Genomic DNA, 22636 nt, shown 5'->3' with positions numbered 1-22636 from the left:
TTCTTTTATTTAAAATGGTTATTTGGTTATTAATACTCCACCATTGCAAGGAATAGCCAATTGTAATTCTTGTTTCTTCCCTATTTCTATTTGTTTCACACCACCCTGCAATACCTTATCATCACTAAATAGTCTCACCTTTTCTCCATTGGAGAACATCGGCAAATTAACTTTAAGTTTCAGTGTTTCCTTCTGCGCATTTACTCCGGCAATATACCATTTGTCTCCATGACGACGGGCAAGAATAACGTATTTACCAGGATAACCGTCAATGAAACGTACCTCATCCCAAGTCGTTGGAACCTCTTTCATAAAATCAATTGCCCACGACGGAGCATCGGTCAGGTTATTCGGTGCCAGAGCAAAATGCTGTACCGGACTCTGAAATAGAACCGCCGTAGCCAGTGCGTAGACATCTGATGTCACCCGCCGGCTTCCCCGTGGAGCATTATCCGCATTATAATATTTGTTCAATGCACTACCTCCAAAATCCATGCTACCCACAGTGTTACGGATAAACGGATGCAGGGTGGCATTAAAAGCCTCATTATCACAGCTGCCTTGAGAGAAATGAAGATTTTCACTAGCCAATACAGCCTCACTCGATGCGAAGTTAGGATACATACGTTCCCAGCCACGAGGCAAAGTACATCCATGGAAAATAACTAAAAGACCGTACTCGTTTGCATCTGACAAGATATCCTCATACAACTGCATAGTCATTTGCTTGTCACCTCCGAAAAAGTCAACTTTTATTCCACGGATACCAATGCTTTGCATCCATTTCATCTCCTTACGTCTGGCTATCGCATTATCCATAATACCTCTCGGAGTTTGCGGAGCATCATTCCAATACCCATTCGAATTATACCACAAATAAAGAGCCACCCCTTTGTCCTTCCCATATTTAACCAATTCTTCAATTTTATCACGTCCTATTTGCTTATCCCACAAAGCATCCACCAACACGGACTGATAGCCCATTGCTGCCGAGAAATCAATATACCGGAGTTGCTCTTTATAATTAGTACTTCCATCCATACCGATAATCCAGCTCCATGAACCCCTGCCATACGTATACTCTCCTTTTGCCTGATAAAGCGGTTTTACAACATCAAAAGGAACGGTTGTCTCCACTATTGGAGCCAAAGTCTTGCCCACAGTAATAGTACGCCAAGGCGTCTCGCCCGGCAACGCTATCCCCGGAGAAACCGTACCATTCCCATTTGCTTCACCTTCTTGCGGAAATCCAATGGTATACACCCCTTCTTTGTGTCCCAACAAACGGCTCGCACAATATCCACCATTTACTCCCGTTTCGGAAACAAGTGTCCAACCATTATCTCCATTACGGAATAAACAGGGAAATGTGTATCCTTCTCCCCAGCCATTTTTCCCTGCGACATCATCTGCCGTATAAGACGTCTCATAACTTGGAGAAGTACGGGCAAATCCCCCCATCGGTTTACTTTGCGGACAAAGGAAAGTGGTGGTTCCGTCAGGAAATACAAATCCTGTGACTTCTTGCTTTACCACGCAACTTAGTGTCTCACCTTGCGGATACATCTTATATTTAAAAGCAACATCGTTATTACTTATGCGGAATATAACATCATAAATTGTTTTCCCTTGTTGTGTAAACGAAAATACAGCTTCATTTGCCACATAATGTACCTTGCTCTTTTTAATAGAAGCCAACTCGTATGTTTCATCTATTTTATTGGTTGAAACATTCTTTTCCAGCGACATCCCCGATGAAAAATCTCCAATATTTGCAATAATCCCCAATGGAGATGGCTTCAAAAAAAGAACATTGTCATAACTAACAGAATAAGAAGGTCTTCCATCCATATCTGCGACTGTTACTACCAACTTTCCATCAGGACTTGTTATCTGTTTATTTTCTGCACTTGCAACGCTACTACCCAATAGCATAGCCATCACTATAAAAAACTTCATCATATTTCTACTTTTTAGATTCTTTTCTACTGACATAATCACACTTTCTATTACAATCAAAACTTTACAGAAATCGCTTTCCCATTATAATCGATGTTTTTTTGAGTCCCATCCTGAAGAGTTACAGTAAACTTACGGTTCTTCAACATTCCCTCATACGCACCTTTTCTTGCCCCTATCGTCAATTTACGAGATGCATTATTCCAAGAGATTGGAATTTCCGTATAAGCTCCTTTTTCATAATTGTAATTATCAAATTCATCTTCATATAAAATGAAGTTTCCATTCGCACCCGCATACACCTTCAATTCAAGATGATCCCACGGTTTTTCAGTTGCATACTGAACTTGTGGACCGACAGGAATAATACTACCCGCTTTTACATACAATGGAATAACATCCAGTGTAGTCTCTTTGGTAATTTCCTTTCCGCCTTCATGTTTCTCGTTCGTCCAGAAGTCATACCATAGCGTTCCTGCCGGTAAGTATATGTTAGTAGATTTCGTTTCCATGAAATCCACAGCAGCGTCAGTTTTTGTTTTTTTCGCTCCATCTCTGTTCCATCCTTCTTCTTCGGAGACTTTTACCACAGCTTCCGGTGTATATTGTGCATGAGCAATCGGAGCCACAAGGATCGATTTTCCAAACATATATTCGTCATTGATATCCCACACCTTTCTGTCATCTACAAAATCCATCATCAAAGCGCGCATAAAACTCGATTGACGATTGCTCACCTCCCAAGAAGTAGAATAAATATAAGGCAACAGAGAGTAACGTAAACCTATCATCTTCTCGATAGCATCATATACAGGTTCGCCCTTCTTTCCGAACTTATAGATTTCCCTATAAACATCCGTCCCGTGCGAACGCATCATCGGATTGAACGTCCCAAACTGCAACCAACGCACATAAAGCTCCTGATACAATGGATTTTTTGAAGCACTATCATCATTCCAGCTTTTATTATAATGTCCTGCAAAAAAGCCACCAATATCACTATTCCAGTGAGGCATACCACACAAAGAAAAGTTTAATCCGGCAGGAATCTGATTTCTAAAACTCTCCCATGTGGAAGCGACATCACCACTCCATACATTTGCACCATAACGTTGCTGCCCCAAGAATCCCGAACGGGTTAAAATAAACACCCGTTTGTCCGAAGTCACTGCACGCTGATGGTCGTAAACCCCTCCGACAGTCATCAACGGATAAGCATTGCGCACCCTACGGAACGAGCCCAGATAGGTTTTGGTATCCATATCCTCCGGCTTCCAATCCAAATGATCGGGTTCGGTAGAATCCATCCACCAGGCATCCATTCCCAACTTAAAAATTCCATCATTCAGATATTTCCAATAAATGTCACGCGCTTCGGGATTGTAAGCATCATACACTCTTACACCGGAAGGATATTCCATATTGGGGGGCCATGACTCCAACCCCGATTGCGGCCAGGTAGTGAAATTAAACAACATACCTTTTTTGTCCAATTCTCTATAAGGTTTGGTCATCGGTCCGAATGACGACCAGATAGATATAGCCATGTGTGCGTTCATCGCATGGACATCCTCCATCATCTTTTGAGGATTATTGAAAGTCGGATTCTGAAAATCCATCGCATTCCACAAATAGTTATGCCCCCAATATTGCCAATCCTGAATAATGCCATCCAAAGGAATACCCAATTCACGATATTTACGAACAACGTCTACCACTTCCTCCTGGCTTTTATATCTTTCTTTACTTTGCCAGTAACCATAAGTCCATAAAGGAAACATCGGTGCTTGCCCGGTCAAGCTGCGTACTTGTGCTATTACACCATCGGCATCCTTCCCATACATGAAATAATAGTCTACACAATCACCTACTTCAGAACGAAAAGATGTTTCAACTTCGTTGTCCGTAAAAAGAGTCGGCGAATAGTTATCCCAAAACACACCATATCCTTTGGTGGACTGGAAGAATGGCGACACATCTTCAACATTTCCCTGTATCAGATTTTTGGTCATGTTCCGCTGAATCATCTTTCCATTTTGCAATTGTCCCAAACCATAAATAGCTTCCTCCTTATCTAATATAAAAGGTTGATAAACCTGATAAGTTTTTGTCCCGGCATCATCGAAATCGATAAACTGCATACCGGATTTCTCTGCCAATAATGATTTGCCATCCTTTGAGAAATAAGAAACAATTCCCGTCCCGGTGTCCACACTGACACTTAGTTCACTGGTATTCAATACAATCTTATTATCTTGTATATCAGCTTTGAAACTCACCTTTTCAGGTTTGGCAATTACAGAAAGACTCTGTTTTTCATAGGCAACACCTTCCGGTGACTTTATTACTCTCGCCACAGCAGGCGCAAAGAATTGTACTTCTATATCCACTGCATTTACAGTGGTTTTGATACCGGACGATGTTTTCTGATAGTTCTGTGCGAATAAGATATTTGTGCTGAAGCATAAACATATACCCCAAAATAGATGATGTATTTTCATAATTATAGAATGATAAGGTTTCTAATTAATAACCAACAGATGTTGCATACAGCCCAATCATTGCTCCTGTAAAGCCACCAGCCTCATTAGTAGAAAGAATATCACCGGAAACGGTTCCTCCTAAATTTATGAAACCCTTGCCATCAATCGAATAATTAAAACGATAATCATCTCCATTGGCTGTTACTTGCAGTGTCACAGGTTTCTCTGTTTCTATCTTCACCTCACCCAGGACACTCGCTTGTCCTTTTTCGGTTCTTTGCAGTATCAGGTAATAGTCTTTTCCCTTTTTAGTGATACCGAAAACATAGTGATATCTTTCATTCTGATAACATGTTATACCGGCAAAATCTTTCTCATTTTTCGGTTTGTACTCCATGGTTGCTGCCGCTGTAAATTGATTATGCTGCTGACGGTAGAACAAGGTAGAAGTAGGTTTCACTTCATTGATATTTGAGGTAAAAGGGACGATCCGCAATCCTTTATCGGTCATATCAACGAATTCTTCACGAGGACCTCTAAGACCAATCCATCTAAAGTCTAATGTCTTATCGGAGAAATCATCCTTAAAGACAAAGTTGCCACTAGGCAAATAACCGTTTTTTCCTGTTTGGTTCTCTACTCCCGAAGGCATCTTCAATGTAGGTTTCATAGGGATAAGCCCATTCTCGAAAACGGGAAATGTTCCGCTCCAGTCCACCGGAAGAATAAAAGTTTCGCGTCCGGTATTCACTCTGTTCTTCTCATTGGGGCGTATTCCTAAAAATACACCATAATATTTTCCGTCGGGTCCCTCCACTAAGTCTGCATGACCAGCCCAGTCTACTTTATCCGCCCGGTTTGCAGGAAAATAACGTTGAGTTAAAATAGGATTATTATTTGCCGGAAGATAAGGTCCTTTCGGATGATCACTTACAAAAATGACTTCGCTATGCCAGCCTCCGGTTCCTCCTTCCGCACACATTAAATAATAACGTCCATCTTTCTTATAGATATGAGGAGCTTCAATCCATATCGGTTTTTCTTCTATATTGACGCCACCGTTTACGATGATCCGGTCCGTTCCCGGAACCACTTTATCATTCTCCACATCATAATCCCATATTTTTATGACACGGTGTCCCGAGTAACGCTCGTTTGCTTTAGCAGGAGCATCATTATGTACCACGTATGCCTTGCCATTATCATCAAAGAAAAGAGAAGGATCAATGCCTTCAAATTGAAGTTTGATCGGATCACTCCAGCCATTCTCCGGATTCTTTGTCTTTACCACCATATTTCCAAAGCCACCGGAAAATTGAGTGGTTATCATATAAAACGTATCATTATTGGGATTATATCTTATAGCAGGAGCATATACACCTGCACTAATACCGCAATCTTCAACCTTTAATTGTGACGTTCTGTCCAGCACATGACCGATTTGTTTCCAGTTGACCAAATCATTAGAATGGAAAATAGGTACCCCGGGAAACATAGCAAAAGATGAGCACACCAAATAATAATCATTACCTTTCCGCGTTATACTCGGATCGGGATAGCAACCCTGCAAAATAGGATTATAGAACTCACCCGGCTTTAAAGGATTGTTTTGATAAATAGCATCCTCCCCCTGATAAATAAATTGCGTAAAGACAGGAGCATTTTTCGTTATTTTACCCTTGCCACTCACCTCCATATTAAAAAACAACATAATAAATACGACAAGCCCCACGGATTGCCAGCCCGACAAAATCAATTTTAATGTTCTCATATTATCACTTTTTATTTTCTATAATTTCCTGTTCCATAGTAGTGTTTGCAAATGTATCGATTCGGTTTTATCATATATGTACAATCATGATACAGGCATCTATATACAGGTTACATTTATCACAGACATGTAACATGATTCTTTTCTGATGTAACAAAAAGCCCCAAAACAGAAAAATGGTAAGATAAATGACTACATTACCTATTATTTCAACACTTTTATCCCCCATCATGTAAAAGACTGAATATCAAGCATTAGCAAATATTCATTTTCCTTTAAAAGAAAGCCCCCGTTGGTTTAAAAGAAACGGGGGCTTGGTTTAAAAGAAACGACCCGTTCCTTTTAAAGGAACAAGGTCGTTCTTTCTTTATTCATTCAATAAATAAATCCGGATTGTCTATCTGTAAAAATAAACAAAATTCCAAAGAGGTATTACTGTACGTTCATTACAATCGTTTTCAACTTATTTCTATCAGAAGTTCCTCCATACAGTAATTCATAAGTACCTTCCAACGGACACATCGTATTCGACTCTACATCAAACCATTCAAAGTTCTCACCGGTAAGAGGAATAGCTACTGATTCAGTTTTCCCTGCCGGAATATGAACGCGTTTGAAAGCACGCAAGGTATAACGGGGACCTTCCTTATCACCCGGACGTCTCAAATAAACCTGAACCACCTCTTCTCCATCACGTTGTCCGACATTACTTACCGGAATAGTCAATACTACATTTTCACCTTTGGCGATTGTATTCTTGCTCAATTTAGCTTCTCCATAAGTAAAGTCAGTATAACTCAACCCGTGACCGAATGGGAAAAGTGGTTGCTGTTGCATATATCGATAGGTACGCCCCTTCATGGAATAGTCTTCAAAGTCCGGCAATTGATTCACATCCTTATAGAAAGTGACCGGCAGGCGTCCACCGGGATTATACTCTCCCCAAAGAGCATCAACGATAGCTGTACCACCCGCCTGTCCCGGATACCATGCCTGCAGAATCGCTTCACAAGTAGTCGTTTCGGGCACTAGTCCGATAGCTGAACCGGAATAATTGATAAAGACAACCTTTTTACCAGCCTTCTTCAAAGCTTTCAACAAATCACGTTGAACGTCCGGAAGTTCAATATCCGTACGGTCACCACCCTTAAATCCGGGAACTTCTACCGGCATTTCCTCACCTTCCAGACTTGGAGAAATTCCACCAGCAAAAAGAATCACATCAGCATCCATTACTCTCTTCACTGTGAGGTTCAAGTCGATCCCGACCTCTTTGCCCAAATCAAAATCAAGTGTAGCCCTTTCATTCCGTTGTTTGAATAAAATCTCGATATGATACTCTTTTCCAGCTTTCGCCTGTAACGTATAGAGGTTCGTCGGATTCTTAACATATATTTTCCGAGCCACTTGCTCACCATTTATAATAAAAGTCACTTCACCGTCCAATTGAAAACGGAAAGCAACATCACCCGACTGCGAAGGACGAAAGACAGATTCATAACGAGCCGAGAAATTAGTAATTTCCACACCAGGCGCAAACGTAGTAGCCCCTGTTGTCGCAAAATGGAATGGTGTGGAAATCTGATCGGTAGCAACCACTTCCCCTTCACGATCACGATTATTCCAATATTCTGCCAAGAAACCGGGTTTACCATTTATGCTACATTCATCAAACAGGCTTTGGAGTGTCTTTCCATCCACACGGTCACAACCCGGTTCGTATATGATTTGTCCTTCCGGTAGTTTGGCACGGACAGCTTCCAATAAGGTAACCGTATGTGCCGGAATACCGTTATAATTTCCCCACTGCATCACGGAGTCATTGGCATTAGGTCCCATAACAGCTACTTTCAGATGGGTATTCAGAGGCAAGATGTTGTTTTTATTCTGCAAGAGCACCAATGATTCACGGGCCATACGCAAAGCCAATGCCTGATGTTCCTTACTATTCAACACAGAGGTTGGAATTTCCGACCAAGCCGATTGTTCGTCCATTTCTCCCAGTTCAAAACGTGCCGTCAACAAACGTTTCAATGAAATATCAATTTCTTTTTCGTCAATCAAACCGGCTTTTACAGCATCCGCCAGTGAAGCATATTCACTTCCACATTCAAGGTCTGTGCCTGCCCGCACAGCACCAGCCGAAGCGTGTTCCTTGTCCGGGTGAGTCCCATGCGTTCCCGGTCTATAGAAATCAGAAATCGCTCCACAGTCAGAGACTACAATGCCTTCGTATCCCCATTCATCCCGCAATATTTGCATCAACAGGCGATTGCTGCCACAACAAGGCTCTCCCTCAAAACGATTGTAGGCACACATCACTTCCTTTACATGCGCTTTCTGTACCAAATCTTTAAAAGCAGGCAGATAGGTTTCCCATAAATCCCGGGGATCTATATTCTCCGCATCAAAACTATGCCGGTTCCACTCCGGACCTGAATGAACGGCAAAGTGCTTGGCACATGCGTGCAGCTTATCATACCTGGCATCTTCCGGTCCTTGCAAGCCACGGACTACAGCCATTCCCATTTGTCCTGTCAGATAAGGGTCTTCACCGTATGTTTCCTGACCGCGTCCCCAACGAGGGTCACGGAATATATTGACATTCGGTGTCCAGAATGTTAATCCCTGATAGCGTTTCAGCACGCCGCTGTCACCGAAAATACGCGATTTTACGCGAGCCTCATCGGAAGTGGCATTGAACACTTCATATAATAATGAATCATTAAAAGAAGCTCCCATACCGATAGACTGGGGAAAAACAGTAGCCAATCCGGCACGTCCCACACCGTGCAACGCCTCATTCCACCACTCATATTCTTTAATTCCCAGTCGAGGGATAGCAGGTGATGCATTTTGCATTAATGATACTTTTTCTTCCAAAGTCAACCGAGGCAACAAATCCTCCGTCCGTTGTTCCGCCGCTAAAGAAGTGTCCTGGTAAGGCAGCAATTGCTTACATGCCGAAAACGATAACACCAAACAAACACCCATAATCGGTATCCAACCTCTTTTCATAATATTATACTTATTAGTTATGATTAATTTGGAAACAAAAATAGCCTATTTTCTAATAAAACAATGTTTCATTGGTTACAAATACATATTTGTTTGTTACATTGACGCATCACAGAACGAATAATCAAAGGAGTCCACATCTACATAACCGCCCACGGAACGTGTAGCATAGTTAAATATAGCAAACTTACTGCCCATGAACATACGGGTGTAGTCAAATTTCATCTTAATAGGCAGACCGACAGGTATCCATGCTTTCCCATCAAGACTATAAGAAAAACGAGCCTCATCCCGTCCATTGGTAAAGTCACCTTCCACACGCAAGTAGACAAGCTCTTTGTTAAGAGGTATACGGGCTTGTTCGGTCATATCCACACGGCTAATGGCACGCTTCGTTTTCTCAAATACACTTTTCTGTTCACTCATCACAAGAGACAGTTTATTTCCGTTCTTTTCAATCGTAAGCACACCGCTGTCACCATTAAAAGCCGATAATCCTGCACGGTCACCATCTTTCATACCCCCCAGAGAGAGACTGACAGTGCCCATGCATTTCGGTCCTACCATACGTTGAGTCAACGTATTGGGAGCAACAAACAGGTTATCTACCACACGGGAGGTTTTCAAACGCAGAAATCCGGGACGGTCGGTAAGACTCCATGCCTGATCGACGGGGTTATGATTCCACTGCCAATAGAGGGAAAGCCCGGAAGCGGAAAAATCATCCGAACCGCAGATACCATCCATTGACATATACGATAAAGTGGTATCATTCGGAATGTGCCCGTCCTTGTCTCCCAGCATAGGCCAACCATCTTCCGTCCATGTACAAGGCATGAGACACGGCACACGCCCTACGCCACCACGATCCTGAAAAATGAGCCCGTACCATTCACCGTTTTTCCCGTCTACGATGCATCCCTGACCAACACCGCCATGCCCGTCAAACTCCGTTTCAAGAATGACACGTTTTTCGTAAGGTCCGGTAATCTTATCGGCACGATAGCATACTTCACGACGCAGACGGCCGGGAATACTCCAATCCATAGAAATCATCAGCAAGTAATATTTCCCATTATGCTTGATGACGGAACTACCTTCCAACAGACCTTGTTCGTCAGCATCCCGTTCAAATATTTGCTGATTGATGCCACCGGGAAGTACATCGGTCAAATCGGGTTTCAACTCCGTAAGCTGTCCCGTACTGTGAAAGAGATACACCCGCCCGTCATCATCAAACAGAAGCGAACCGTCATGGAAATGCGGGGGACGCGAAAGAAGTTTCCAGGGACCGGCCGGATCTGTCGCAGTATAGACAAACCCACGTCCGGGCGCACCATTGGCTGTAAACCATACATAGAATTTACCGTCATGATAGCGGATAGATGATGCCCATTGTCCTTGCCCGTAAGCAGTGCCTTCGAGCAGATCATAACGGGGACCATCGTCAATGCGAGGAAATACGTAGCTGATAGTTTCCCAATGTTTCATGTCCGGCGAACGCATGATTGGCGCCCCCGGCATCAGGTGCATAGTAGTGGAAACCATGTAAAAGTAATCACCTGCGCGACATACTGACATATCGGGCACGTCAGCATAAAGAATAGGATTACGGTATTGTGCTCCGGCTGATAGCGGGAAGAACAATGTAAAAAGAGTACACAGTAAAATAGTGTTGATTTTTGTTTTCAGCATAATCATCGTTTTTTTATTAACTGGCTACATTATCTATTATTTGAAAGCTAATTATTTAAAATGTTCCTTGTTATCTTCCACATCACAAAAATAGAAAATGCAAACAGATATATTGCCCAAAGTATGCTACATGATTTCTTTGTGATGCTACATATCGGATAAAGGATGTTACATCTATATTTACTCATGTTACATCACCCTATCTCCCAAAGAGAGGAGACTGTATTCAGCCTCCTCTCACTTATTACATACCCGAACAACAGGTATCAACAACTATTCTTATTACAAGAACTTATCAGAACTCAACCAGTATGCGGAACACCTTTCCCGGATTAGCCGTCCATTCCTGCATAGCTTCCAAAGCTCCTTCCGGTTTGGCAATCTTCGAAATCAGTTCTTCTACCGGACAGTTGCCTTCTTTCATATAATTAATAACCGCACAGAAATCTGCCGGCAACGCATTTCTGGAACCACGGATATCCAGTTCTTTCTGAACGAAATATTTTGTTTGGAAAGCTACTTCGCTCTTGGCATAACCGATGCAAACCACACGCCCTGTAAAACCGACTTCATCCACCGCCATCACATAAGTGACCGGACTGCCGACAGCTTCAATCACCACATCGGCACCGAAGCCCTCTGTTATCTGTTGCATCCGTTCGTGTACATTTTCTGTCTTGGAGTTAATCACATAAGAAGCACCTACCTTTTTCGCCAGTTCCAGTTTCTCGTCATCCAAGTCGACAGCAATGACCGTTGCCCCTCTCAAAGCAGCACGTACAATGGCACCGATACCAATCATACCGCAGCCAATAACCATCACATATTCATTATCGATCACCTGCGCACGAGATACCGCATGGAATCCGACACTCATCGGCTCAATCAACGCACAATCGCGAGGAGAGATATTACCAGCCGGAATAATCTTCGTCCAAGGTAAAACTGCATATTCGCACATCACTCCATTGCGTTGCACTCCTAACGTTTCATTATGCTCACAGGCATTGACACGACCATTACGACAGGAAGCACATTTACCACAATTGGTATATGGATTCAATGTCACGTTCATCCCTTTTTCAAAGCCGGCCGGAACATTCGGACCGATTTCCTCAATCACTGCTCCTACCTCATGTCCCGGGATTACCGGTAACTTCACCATTGGGTTACGTCCTAAAAAGGTATTCAGGTCGGAGCCACAGAAACCCACATACTTGATTCTTACTAATACTTCACCGACACCAACGGTCGGTTTTTCCAGTTCAACCACCTTCATTTCGGAGGGATTGACAATTTGAACTGCTTTCATTGGATATGTTTGATAAATAAATTTATTAATCGATTACTTTATAACCTTTCCAGCCGTAATATGCACAGAAGACAAAACAAATCATCGGTACACAATAGGCCATATAATAGATATGCTCATTGGCATGCATGAAATAAGCCGTCAACTGTGGCAGGCAGGCATTGCCGACAATAGCCATTACCAGAAATGCCGAACCGCTCTTTGTCTGATTCCCCAGTCCTTTTAGCGCCAATGAGAACTGCGTGGGATACATTATAGACATAAAAAAAGAGATAGCCAACATTGCGTATAACCCGATCATACCTCCCCATATCATCACTGCCCCGCACAAAAGAATATTCATCAAGGCGTAAACCAGTAGCATATCCTGTGGACGGAATTTCACCATCAATCCGGTACCGATCCAACGCCCCAAAAGAAATGCAAGCATATACAATCCGAAGAAGGTAGTCGCTGTATCTTCCGGCAATCCGGCATAAGTGCAACAGTAAACCAGGAACAGACTGTTTATCGCCGTCTGTCCGCCGTTATAGAAGAATTGCGCAATCACTCCCCACCGCAAGTGTGAGTGCTTCAATACACCGAAGTCTATCAGTTTTTCTTTCTGGCTACCCTCTTTCGTTTTACCCGAAGAAGTCATTTTATCGGAAGAAGCCGTTTCTCCTTCGTCCCCAATCTTCGGCAATTTTGAAAAGATGAAGACAACAGCTATGGCAATCAACAGTATAGCCAATATCAGATAAGGGAGTTTCATGGCATCCGTTTCCAATTGGATATAGGCCTGCCAGCCTCCCGGATAATCTACAGGAAGGGTCTCTCGCGTGTAATGAGTTCCGCTAAGGATGAGCTTACTCAAAAACATGGCAGCGATAAAAGCTCCGAGTCCATTGAAAGACTGCGCTAGGTTCAATCGGCGGGGAGCTGTTTCGGGGGCTCCTAAAACCGTCACATACGGATTGGCAGCCGTCTCCAGAAAGCACATTCCCGTAGCGATAATAAAGAAGATACAGAGGTAAGCCCAATATTCTTTTAAAATGGCGGCAGGAAAGAAAAGCAGGCCTCCGATTGCTGCTAATACCAGTCCGAAAATAATTCCCGCCTTATAGCTGTAACGTTTCATAAACATCGCTATGGGGATGGGGAAAATAAAATAAGCCAACCAGTAGGCAGTCTCGGTAAAGGAGGCTTCAAAGGTATTCAGTTCACATGTCTTCATCAATTGCCGGATCATTGTGGGAAGCAGATTGCTGCTTATCGCCCACAGAAAGAAAAGGCAGAAAACCAACGCTAAAGGTATTGTATATGTATTCTTTTTCATGGTATAAATCTAGTTTTACGATAAGGATGTTTTCTCTATCATTCGGACATGTTCTTGATGTAAGGAAGTACGGGGAGATCCGTGAATCCATAGAAGTTCCGGGCATTTTCTCCCAAAAAGAGTCTTTTGTCCTCTTCCGTCAACTCGGAAGACTTCACCACAAAATCGTATGACATCTTGTAGGTGATTGCTGTAATGGTGCGCGGATAGTCCGATCCCCACATCAGTTTCTCCATGCCAACTAAATCCGCCGCTTCCCGAATGGCTTTCACTGCTCCTTTGAAAGGATAAAATTCATCATTGAAAAGCCAGGTGATTCCTCCAGATTCAATCATCACATTGGGATGACGTGCCAGGCGGATTTGTTCTTTCCAGTCCGGACGTGTCACCATTCCGAAGTGTCCGACAGCTATTTTTAGGCGGGGACATTCCTGAATAATCTCTTCCATTTCGGGAACCTGTGTTGCTCCGTCAGCCAAGTCGATGGAGAGCATGACATTCCGTTCTTCCATAGAATGAAACATCTGCATCATTTCCTCATTATTCAGCATTACCCGTCCCTCTTTTAACAACAAGCGTTGGGCAGGTATTTTTATAGCCTTAAAACCTTTGGCTATAAGCTCTTTCGCCTGCTCCAAAAATCCAGGTTTACGGAACTCACACATTCCGCAAACAAAGAAACGGTTGGGATAATGGGAAACGACTTCCGACAAATAATCATTCTGAATACCGTCAATAAACTCTTGGGTAATAACAGCCGCAGCCACTTGCGCATAGTCCATATTCGAAAGAAAAACTTCCGCGCTATTCACTCCGTCTATCATAAAGGGCGGAACCATTTGCCGGATTTCTCCCATAAATTCCGAACGGCCATTTTCCAAAGTCCGGATAGGCAATCCGTCCACAACAGTATCCTGCCGTAACCACAGATGGGCGTGCGCATCAATAATTGTATAGTCCATACGAATGACGCTGTTTTATGAGTTTGCCCAACTTACACGTTTCTGCTCTCCGATAATCTCCTGCACTTCCCGAACGAGTTCCCAGTCAATAGGTTCTTCGATGAAAGCGATGTTCTTTTTCACATTCTCCGGATTAGTTGTACTAAATAAAGTCGTTGCTATACGAGGATTGCTGACGGAGAATTGCATAGCCAGTTTCTCAATCGGATAATTCTTAGCTTTGCAATGTTCCATTGCTTTACGGCAAGCCTCTACCAAGGGTTTGGGAGCCGGATGCCAGGCAGGAACACCACGTTCACTCAACAGTCCCATTGAAAGCGGAGAAGCATTAATCACGCCGATTTCTTTGGATTCGAAGTAGTCCAGGAAGTCTGCTAATTTATCATCACACAGGCAATAATGGCAGAAGCTAAGCACAGATTCAATCGTACCGCTTGGTGAATGGTCGATTACCCATTTCAAGTTTTCGAGTTGCAAGTCGGTAATTCCAACGTGTCCTACCACTCCCTTTTCACGCAACTCAACCAAAGCAGGTAGAGTTTCATTAACTACCTGGTTCAAATCGGCAAACTCCACATCGTGTACATTTATCAGATCGATAAAATCTATATTCAGACGCTCCATGCTCTCATACACACTTTCGGTAGCACGCTTTGCAGAGTAATCCCACAGGTTCACTCCATCTTTTCCATAACGTCCCACTTTGGTAGAAAGGTAATAACGGTTACGAGGAAGATCTTTAAGTGCCTTTCCTAAAACAGTTTCCGCTTTATAATGTCCGTAATAAGGAGACACATCGATAAAGTTCATTCCTGCCTCAACAGCGGTAAACACAGCCTGAATGCCTTCTTTTTCTTTCAAATCATGGAAAACTCCTCCTAAAGAAGAAGCTCCAAAACTAAGAGATGATACTTTCATCCCTGTCTTTCCGATTTCATGGTATTGCATACTTTTAGGTTTTAAATCATTTTGTATGCGACAAAAATAGGTCAGTAATAGTTTCAGTGCAGCAGAGAGCGGTCGAAAAACCAACGTAACGGTTTACGTAAAAAATATTGCTTCAAATGCTTTTAATTTTCCGGGAATGTGCTTTCTTTGTAAAAAGAATCTAAGTTGCAGTCTTTCAAATGGAAAACCGGAAACATACTTCACTCAAAGATCTCGCCCAAGCATTGGGGGTATCAATTCCTACTGTATCCAGGGCACTAAAAGATAGTCCGGAAATCAGCCGTGAACTTTGCGCCAAAGCAAAGGCACTGGCTAAAGAGATGAACTATCGTCCCAATCCTTTTGCCATGAGCCTGCGGAAAAATGCGCCACGTATCATCGGAGTGATCGTTCCGGATATTGTCACTCATTTCTTTGCATCAATTCTGAATGGAATAGAGAATATGGCTATTGCCAACGGATATTTCGTGATTATCACGACCTCGCATGAATCTTACGAGCATGAAAAAAGAAATATTGAGAATCTGGTCAATATGCGCGTGGAAGGTATCATCGCCTGTCTGTCTCAAGAAACAACCGATTTCTCCCACATCTCCGCCTTGAAAGACATTAATATGCCACTTATCCTGTTCGACCGTGTTTGCCTGACCGACCAATTTTCATCGGTGATAGCAGATGGGGTCCAATCCGCACAGATAGCTACACAGCATCTTCTGGATAATGGAAGTAAGCGGGTAGCTTTTATCGGAGGAGCCAATCATCTGGATATTGTAAAGAGAAGAAAACATGGCTATCTGGAAGCCTTGCGTGAAAATCGTATTCCGATCGAAAAAGAGTTGGTAGTCTGCCGGAAGATTGATTATGAGGAAGGCAAGATTGCCACAGAAACTTTACTGTCACTTCCACAGCCTCCGGATGCTATTCTTGCCATGAATGACACATTGGCTTTCGCAGCAATGGAAGTTATCAAAAATCACGGCCTCCGGATTCCGAATGATGTGGCAATCATCGGGTATACAGACGAGCAGCATGCTAATTATGTGGAACCGAAATTATCAGCAGTATCACATCAGACCTATAAAATGGGAGAAACTGCCTGCCAACTACTTATCGATCAGATAAAAGGAGATAAGACTATCAAGCAGGTGACGATTCCAACACATTTGCAGATTAGGGAGAGTAGTATAAAAAATCAAAAATGTAATCTTCTGTAATATAAGCAAGAAGGAACAAAACATAAGGAGTAGTCAAACGACATCATGACAATGAGGATTATGGATTGATGATGAAAATGAAAAGAATGCAAATCAAGCTATTGTATGGGATAAATGGAACAATCCTATAGGATATGACTTACCTGCAGATAAGAATTTCCATGGTATTACTCCTGGTAGAAATACAATATATGAAATACTTCAGTTTTAGAAATAATTCATAGAATAAAAATCATATCTAAACCAATGCTATATTAATAATAAGCTCCCTTATTCTATCCTTTGCCATAGATGAAATAGGATTAGAATAAGGGAACTTTATTTTAATAAATTCCAAATGATAATAAGTGATTATTTTTCGCACTTTAACATTTGAATATCAAATACTAAAGTTGAATAACCTAAAATAGTAATCGAAGAACCTTTTGGAGTATAATCACTACTACCATAACCATATTTCCATGGAACATACACTTCCAAACGTTCACCAATTTTTCTTCGTTGCAATACCTCTGACAAACCAGTCACAAGCCCATTAATTGTTAAGTTCGCAGTTCTTGAAAAATCAATGCTAGGATTCGCTTCAGTAAAAGAGCCATCAAACGCTTCCCCTATAAAGTTATCTTGTTTATCAACATAACCACCAGTATTACCCCAAATGATATAAGAACCTTTATAATATACAGTAACCTCATCTGTTGCCCGCGGGATAATATTTTGAATCACCCCATCTCCCACAGGAGTTTTCTTTTTAAAATAGATAGGAACTCCAGGATATGCAATCATATGAATAGAATCCAACTGACCACGTGTAGCGGTATTTGCATGAGCATTGGCTATTGAATCTATAAAAGCTTCATTACGTGCCTGCCAGTTATCATATTTGCCCGTCTCTTCCGTTTCACTGCAAGCAGTGAATGCAAGAGCCAGCAATACTAAGGAGAATAAATAGATCTTTTTACTCATTCGTTAAAGGTTTATTGTAAAGTTTTCAATAGAGAAGTGATGCTTACTCTGTCTGCGATGATGTTATTCAGTTCAGAGATAGCCACACGCTCTTGTTGCATGGTATCGCGGTTACGCAATGTCACGCAGTTATCTTCTAATGTTTGATGATCGACTGTCACACAGTACGGAGTACCAATAGCATCCTGACGGCGATAACGCTTACCGATACTATCCTTTTCGTCATATTGGCAGTGGAAGTGGAACTTCAGGCTGTCAATAACCTCACGGGCTTTTTCAGGCAGACCGTCTTTCTTTACCAACGGCATAACTGCCAGTTTCACCGGAGCCAAAGCAGCAGGCAATTTCAGAACCACACGGCTTTCACCATTCTCCAATTGCTCTTCGCAATAAGATGCGCTCATGATACTAAGGAACATACGGTCAACACCGATAGAAGTTTCGATTACGTACGGAGTATAAGACTCATTCAGTTCCGGATCGAAATATTTGATGCTCTTGCCGGAGAACTTCTCATGTTGAGACAAGTCGAAGTTAGTGCGAGAGTGAATACCTTCCACTTCTTTGAATCCGAACGGCATCAGGAATTCGATATCAGTAGCGGCATTTGCGTAATGAGCCAGTTTATCGTGATCGTGATAACGATAGCTTGCATCGCCGAATCCAAGAGCTTTATGCCATTTCAAACGGATTTCTTTCCATTTCTTGAACCAGTCAAGTTCAGTTCCCGGTTTTACAAAGAACTGCATTTCCATCTGTTCGAACTCACGCATACGGAAGATGAACTGACGGGCAACGATTTCGTTACGGAAAGCCTTACCAATCTGTGCGATACCGAAAGGAACTTTCATACGACCCGTCTTCTGTACATTGAGGTAGTTTACAAAAATACCTTGTGCAGTTTCCGGACGAAGATAAATCTTCATGGCTCCTTCGGAAGTAGAACCCATTTCAGTAGAGAACATCAGATTAAACTGACGAACTTCTGTCCAGTTCTTTGTACCGGAGATCGGGCATACGATTTCTTCATCAATAATGATCTGACGCAATTCTTCCAGATTACCGTCGTTCAGAGCCTTAGCAAAGCGAGTGTGAAGTGCGTCACGTTTTGCCTGATGCTCCAATACACGTCCGTTGGTAGAACGGAATTGAGCCTCATCAAAAGATTCGCCGAATCTCTTGGCAGCTTTCGCTACTTCTTTATTGATTTTATCGTCATACTTAGCCAGCTGATCTTCGATCAACACGTCAGCACGATAACGTTTCTTAGAGTCTTTATTGTCAATCAAAGGGTCATTGAATGCGTCTACGTGTCCGGAAGCCTTCCAGATAGTAGGATGCATAAAGATGGCAGAGTCGATACCGACAATGTTCTCGTGCAACAGCACCATGCTGTCCCACCAGTATTTCTTGATGTTATTTTTCAATTCAACGCCCATCTGACCGTAGTCATACACAGCGCCTAGTCCGTCGTAGATATCGCTCGAAGGGAATACGAAACCATACTCTTTGCAATGCGATACAAGCTTCTTAAAAACGTCTTCTTGTGCCATTTTCTTTTCTATATCTATTAATTTGAATTTGCTTTTTTCGTAAAAAGTGCCACAAAGATAGGGATTTATCTCATAAATAAGACAGGGAGGGTATTAATTTATCTTATTCCTGAACTTCTTCATCGATTTCCGGTGCCACCATACGGTCATATTCTTCCCGCTCCTGCTCCCGGTCCGCTTTCTTCATTTCTTTGGTCAGCATCTCTTCGGGCATATACAGATTAAAAGGAATACGCATGCATTTCATTTTTTTCACTTCCCGGCTAAATTCAGGACAAGCCACGAAATAGACACGTGAAACGGACACCTTTCCCGGAGTTACCTGTTCGGGGCGTTCAAATCCCGGACTGGTCAGTGACGTATGGAATGTGCCAAGTCCTTCGATAGTAACCGGCTGTCCGATAGACAACAGACTACGGATAGCATCAACCATTTCCGTCAATATACCATCTATCTGCCCGCGATGAAATCCACTCCGTTTTTCCATGTACTCGGCAAATTCTCTATTCCGAATCGGATCTATCAGTTTTTTGGGTACACCATACCATAATTCTTTTCTTTCTCCCGATGTTAAATCGGCTTTTTTTCTCACTACATAAGGCACTGCCATCGTTTATACTCCTTTCTTTTTTCGTTTATACTCGCGTTCTATCTGACACCCGGGTGTCAACACCATTGAGACCCGGGTGTCAAGCATACCAACACCCGGGTGTCAGTGCTCATGAGACCCGGGTGTCAGATAAGTGTTGGCTGCAACAAAATTAAGTCTTTATTGCGAGAGAACAAAAGAATTCTTCTATATTTGTGCATCCCTACATTATACTAAAGAAAAACATAGAACTATGATTAAGATTCTTCTATTGATAGACTATTCAAGCGAATTTGACAGGAAACTGCTACGGGGACTTGTCCAATACTCCAAAGAAAACGGACCCTGGCTCTTTTACCGGCTGCCTTCTTATTATAGCGCAATGCATGGTGAACAAGGCATTTTAAGATGGGCGAAAGAATGGAAAGCCGACGCCATTATCGGGCAATGGAACAACGACACGATCGATTTGCAGAAGGAGCTGAATATTCCGGTAGTACTACAAAACTATCATCACCGGAGCGTCACTTACTCTAATCTGACAGGTGATTATAAAGGTACGGGAAGAATGGCAGCCCAGTTTTTTGCCAAACGGATGTTTCGCAATTTTGCTTATTTCGGTGTTAAAGGAGTTGTTTGGTCTGACGAACGCTGCGAAGGTTATCGGCAGGAGGTAAAACGTATCGGAGGCGAATTTTTCAGTTTCGAATCGGATAAGCAGGAAGACGAGATAAGAATGGAAGTAAGCCAATGGTTGCAGCAACTCCCAAAGCCAGTCGCTCTATTTTGTTGTGATGATGCGCACGCCCTGTTCATTTCTGAAACTTGCAAAATGACGAATATTCCTATTCCGGAAGAAATTGCTTTATTAGGCGTGGACAATGACGAACTGATGTGTAATATTTCCGACCCTCCCATTTCATCCATAGAGCTCGAAGTAGAAAGAGGAGGCTATTCTATCGGCAGACTTATTCATCAACAAATAAAGAAGGAACATGAAGGCACTTTCAATATTGTTATCAACCCCATCCGCATCGAACTACGCCAATCGACGGAGAAACACAATATTAAAGACCCTTACATTCTCGAAGTAGTGAAATATATAGATTCACATTACAGCTCCGATTTGACCATAGAGTCTCTGCTTGCAAACATTCCGTTATCGCGCAGAAACTTTGAGGTGAAATTCAAAAACGCACTGAATACCTCTATATACCAATATATTCTGAATTGCCGGTGTAATCATCTTGCAGATCTACTGCTCACAACCGACCGTCCATTGGCCGATTTAGCAATGGAAGTAGGCTTTACAGACTATAATAACATTGCCCGGATTTTCAAAAAATTCAAAGGATGTTCACCTATTGAATACCGGCAGAAAAAGACTAGACAAAGATAAAATAAACGCTTTCTGAAGACTGTTTTTCGTTTTGACATTAAGATCATTCATGAGAATGACCTACCTTTGTTTTCATACCTTTCGAAATACATTTTAGATATTAATACTATGCAAAGACATACCATAAGAGGAAAAACAAGAACGATTATCTATCCTATTATTATTTATTGGGGGATCACCTCAATAATGGGGTGCAAAAGATTAGAGATTAACCAGACAAAAAGAAACTGGGAGAAGCTATCTGCCTACTTTACCCCACCACCACTGTATCAGGAGAAATTTGGAACTTACCGCAACCCTCTTTTATTTTACAATGGAGATACAGTCAAAAACGCAGACGACTGGCTAAAACGAAGAAAAGAAATAAAAGACAAATGGTTGAACCTGATCGGTCATTGGCCGGCTATCATCACCAATCAAAAACTGGAGATTATAAAAACCACAGAACGCGAAGATTTCAAACAACATTTAGTGCGTTTTTATTGGACTCCTCTGGAACAGACTTACGGCTATTTACTGGAACCAAATAAGAAAGGGAAACATCCTGCCGTTATCACAGTATTCTACGAACCGGAAACAGCTATCGGATGGGGAGGAAAAGCTAATAGAGATTTCGCCTACCAATTAACCAAAAGAGGATTTGTTACTCTCTCATTAGGAACTAAACAGACCACCAAAGATAAGACTTACTCTCTCTATTACCCGACTATTAACAACTCCACTATGCAACCTCTTTCAGTACTTGCTTATGCGGCAGCCAATGCCTGGGAAGTATTAGCCAGAGTCGAAAGTGTCGACTCTACCCGAATTGGTATCATGGGACACTCCTACGGTGCTAAATGGGCTATGTTTGCTTCTTGTTTATATGAAAAGTTTGCCTGCACCGCCTGGAGTGATCCGGGTATCGTCTTTGATGAAACCAAAGATAATTATATCAATTATTGGGAACCTTGGTACTTGGGGTATTATCCCCCACCCTGGAAAAAGATCTGGAGCAACAACGGCAATAACTCTTCAACAAGTGTCTATGCCAGACTATGTAAAGAGGGGCATGATTTACATGAACTCCATTCTTTATTGGCTCCTCGCCCATTTCTCGTATCAGGAGGTTATTCTGATAATGTAGACAGATGGATTCCATTAAATCACTCTGTCGCAGTCAACCGGCTTTTGGGTTATCATCATCGAGTGGCAATGACGAACAGGCCCAAACATGATCCTACTCCCGAATCAAACGAAACTATATATAAGTTCTTCGAATGGTTCTTAAAAAGAAAAACGCCAAAAGAAGATTAACAATGCATTATTCTTCGTTTTTTGAAGATAGTTTTTCGTTTTTGCCACCGCACATGTCTTTGAAACAGAATACTTTTGTATCATTAACTAGTTAACCGGTCTAAAGAGACTATTGTTAGAAATTAAAATTTCAAATCGACGATCTAATATTTA

Annotated in this window: 15 protein-coding genes; 3 read left to right on the top strand and 12 right to left on the bottom strand. The window is 42.2% G+C overall.

Annotated features, from left to right (window positions below; all coding sequences use genetic code 11):
- Window positions 1-18: 18 nt before the first annotated feature.
- The 9 genes from Bovatus_RS18135 to Bovatus_RS18095 form a co-directional block, all read right to left on the bottom strand.
- Window positions 19-1995 (bottom strand): glycoside hydrolase family 97 protein, encoded by a 1977-nt coding sequence (locus Bovatus_RS18135; protein ID WP_052587976.1) that lies wholly within the window; start codon window positions 1993-1995, stop codon window positions 19-21.
- 20 nt (window positions 1996-2015) lie between these two features.
- Entirely contained in the window at window positions 2016-4460 is a 2445-nt protein-coding gene (locus Bovatus_RS18130) for a glycoside hydrolase family 31 protein (protein ID WP_004299658.1), read from the bottom strand.
- Between the two features lie 25 nt (window positions 4461-4485).
- Window positions 4486-6213: a glycoside hydrolase family 43 protein gene (locus Bovatus_RS18125; protein ID WP_004299656.1), complete on the bottom strand. Its 1728-nt coding sequence runs from the start codon at window positions 6211-6213 to the stop codon at window positions 4486-4488.
- Between the two features lie 432 nt (window positions 6214-6645).
- Window positions 6646-9231, bottom strand: coding sequence for a xylan 1,4-beta-xylosidase (xyl3A, locus tag Bovatus_RS18120; protein WP_004299652.1), 2586 nt, complete (start codon window positions 9229-9231; stop codon window positions 6646-6648).
- A gap of 96 nt (window positions 9232-9327) precedes the next feature.
- Window positions 9328-10926: a glycoside hydrolase family 43 protein gene (locus Bovatus_RS18115; RefSeq protein ID WP_009039778.1), complete on the bottom strand. Its 1599-nt coding sequence runs from the start codon at window positions 10924-10926 to the stop codon at window positions 9328-9330.
- A 295-nt stretch (window positions 10927-11221) separates the two neighbouring features.
- A complete protein-coding gene (locus tag Bovatus_RS18110) occupies window positions 11222-12238 on the bottom strand; it encodes a zinc-binding alcohol dehydrogenase family protein (RefSeq protein WP_004299646.1) in 1017 nt (338 codons plus the stop codon).
- A gap of 25 nt (window positions 12239-12263) precedes the next feature.
- Entirely contained in the window at window positions 12264-13556 is a 1293-nt protein-coding gene (gene fucP, locus Bovatus_RS18105; RefSeq protein WP_004305136.1) for an L-fucose:H+ symporter permease, read from the bottom strand.
- A 38-nt stretch (window positions 13557-13594) separates the two neighbouring features.
- A complete protein-coding gene (locus tag Bovatus_RS18100; protein WP_004299638.1) occupies window positions 13595-14518 on the bottom strand; it encodes an amidohydrolase family protein in 924 nt (307 codons plus the stop codon).
- A 15-nt stretch (window positions 14519-14533) separates the two neighbouring features.
- Window positions 14534-15466 (bottom strand): aldo/keto reductase, encoded by a 933-nt coding sequence (locus Bovatus_RS18095; RefSeq protein ID WP_004299636.1) that lies wholly within the window; start codon window positions 15464-15466, stop codon window positions 14534-14536.
- 179 nt (window positions 15467-15645) lie between these two features.
- Between Bovatus_RS18095 and Bovatus_RS18090 the strand changes: the two genes are divergently transcribed.
- Window positions 15646-16680 (top strand): LacI family DNA-binding transcriptional regulator, encoded by a 1035-nt coding sequence (locus Bovatus_RS18090; protein ID WP_004299634.1) that lies wholly within the window; start codon window positions 15646-15648, stop codon window positions 16678-16680.
- Between the two features lie 351 nt (window positions 16681-17031).
- Here Bovatus_RS18090 and Bovatus_RS18085 read toward each other — a convergent pair whose 3' ends face one another.
- The 3 genes from Bovatus_RS18085 to Bovatus_RS18075 all read right to left on the bottom strand — a co-directional run bounded on the left by Bovatus_RS18085 (window position 17032) and on the right by Bovatus_RS18075 (window position 19809).
- Window positions 17032-17646 (bottom strand): FKBP-type peptidyl-prolyl cis-trans isomerase, encoded by a 615-nt coding sequence (locus tag Bovatus_RS18085; RefSeq protein ID WP_004299631.1) that lies wholly within the window; start codon window positions 17644-17646, stop codon window positions 17032-17034.
- Between the two features lie 11 nt (window positions 17647-17657).
- Entirely contained in the window at window positions 17658-19199 is a 1542-nt protein-coding gene (locus Bovatus_RS18080) for a glycine--tRNA ligase (protein ID WP_004299629.1), read from the bottom strand.
- A gap of 103 nt (window positions 19200-19302) precedes the next feature.
- Complete coding sequence (locus Bovatus_RS18075) at window positions 19303-19809, bottom strand: HU family DNA-binding protein (protein WP_004299627.1); 507 nt, start codon at window positions 19807-19809, stop codon at window positions 19303-19305.
- A gap of 232 nt (window positions 19810-20041) precedes the next feature.
- Between Bovatus_RS18075 and Bovatus_RS18070 the strand changes: the two genes are divergently transcribed.
- A complete protein-coding gene (locus Bovatus_RS18070; protein WP_004299626.1) occupies window positions 20042-21187 on the top strand; it encodes an AraC family transcriptional regulator in 1146 nt (381 codons plus the stop codon).
- A 108-nt stretch (window positions 21188-21295) separates the two neighbouring features.
- Complete coding sequence (locus Bovatus_RS18065) at window positions 21296-22483, top strand: alpha/beta hydrolase family protein (protein ID WP_004299624.1); 1188 nt, start codon at window positions 21296-21298, stop codon at window positions 22481-22483.
- Window positions 22484-22636: the final 153 nt, after the last annotated feature.

This window comes from Bacteroides ovatus, assembly GCF_001314995.1.
Taxonomy (GTDB): domain Bacteria; phylum Bacteroidota; class Bacteroidia; order Bacteroidales; family Bacteroidaceae; genus Bacteroides; species Bacteroides ovatus.
The sequence above is the reverse complement of the archived record's forward strand: the minus strand, read 5'-3'. Positions and strand labels throughout refer to the sequence as shown.

Excerpts from the sequence above, each read along its gene's own strand:
- Bovatus_RS18135 (WP_052587976.1), bottom strand. The coding sequence starts at position 1,995 with ATGTCAGTAGAAAAGAATCTAAAAAGTAGAAATATGATGAAGTTTTTT.
- Bovatus_RS18130 (WP_004299658.1), bottom strand. The coding sequence starts at position 4,460 with ATGAAAATACATCATCTATTTTGGGGTATATGTTTATGCTTCAGCACA.
- Bovatus_RS18125 (WP_004299656.1), bottom strand. The coding sequence starts at position 6,213 with ATGAGAACATTAAAATTGATTTTGTCGGGCTGGCAATCCGTGGGGCTT.
- xyl3A (WP_004299652.1), bottom strand. The coding sequence starts at position 9,231 with ATGAAAAGAGGTTGGATACCGATTATGGGTGTTTGTTTGGTGTTATCG.
- Bovatus_RS18115 (WP_009039778.1), bottom strand. The coding sequence starts at position 10,926 with ATGCTGAAAACAAAAATCAACACTATTTTACTGTGTACTCTTTTTACA.
- Bovatus_RS18110 (WP_004299646.1), bottom strand. The coding sequence starts at position 12,238 with ATGAAAGCAGTTCAAATTGTCAATCCCTCCGAAATGAAGGTGGTTGAA.
- fucP (WP_004305136.1), bottom strand. The coding sequence starts at position 13,556 with ATGAAAAAGAATACATATACAATACCTTTAGCGTTGGTTTTCTGCCTT.
- Bovatus_RS18100 (WP_004299638.1), bottom strand. The coding sequence starts at position 14,518 with ATGGACTATACAATTATTGATGCGCACGCCCATCTGTGGTTACGGCAG.
- Bovatus_RS18095 (WP_004299636.1), bottom strand. The coding sequence starts at position 15,466 with ATGCAATACCATGAAATCGGAAAGACAGGGATGAAAGTATCATCTCTT.
- Bovatus_RS18090 (WP_004299634.1), top strand. The coding sequence starts at position 15,646 with ATGGAAAACCGGAAACATACTTCACTCAAAGATCTCGCCCAAGCATTG.
- Bovatus_RS18085 (WP_004299631.1), bottom strand. The coding sequence starts at position 17,646 with ATGAGTAAAAAGATCTATTTATTCTCCTTAGTATTGCTGGCTCTTGCA.
- Bovatus_RS18080 (WP_004299629.1), bottom strand. The coding sequence starts at position 19,199 with ATGGCACAAGAAGACGTTTTTAAGAAGCTTGTATCGCATTGCAAAGAG.
- Bovatus_RS18075 (WP_004299627.1), bottom strand. The coding sequence starts at position 19,809 with ATGGCAGTGCCTTATGTAGTGAGAAAAAAAGCCGATTTAACATCGGGA.
- Bovatus_RS18070 (WP_004299626.1), top strand. The coding sequence starts at position 20,042 with ATGATTAAGATTCTTCTATTGATAGACTATTCAAGCGAATTTGACAGG.
- Bovatus_RS18065 (WP_004299624.1), top strand. The coding sequence starts at position 21,296 with ATGCAAAGACATACCATAAGAGGAAAAACAAGAACGATTATCTATCCT.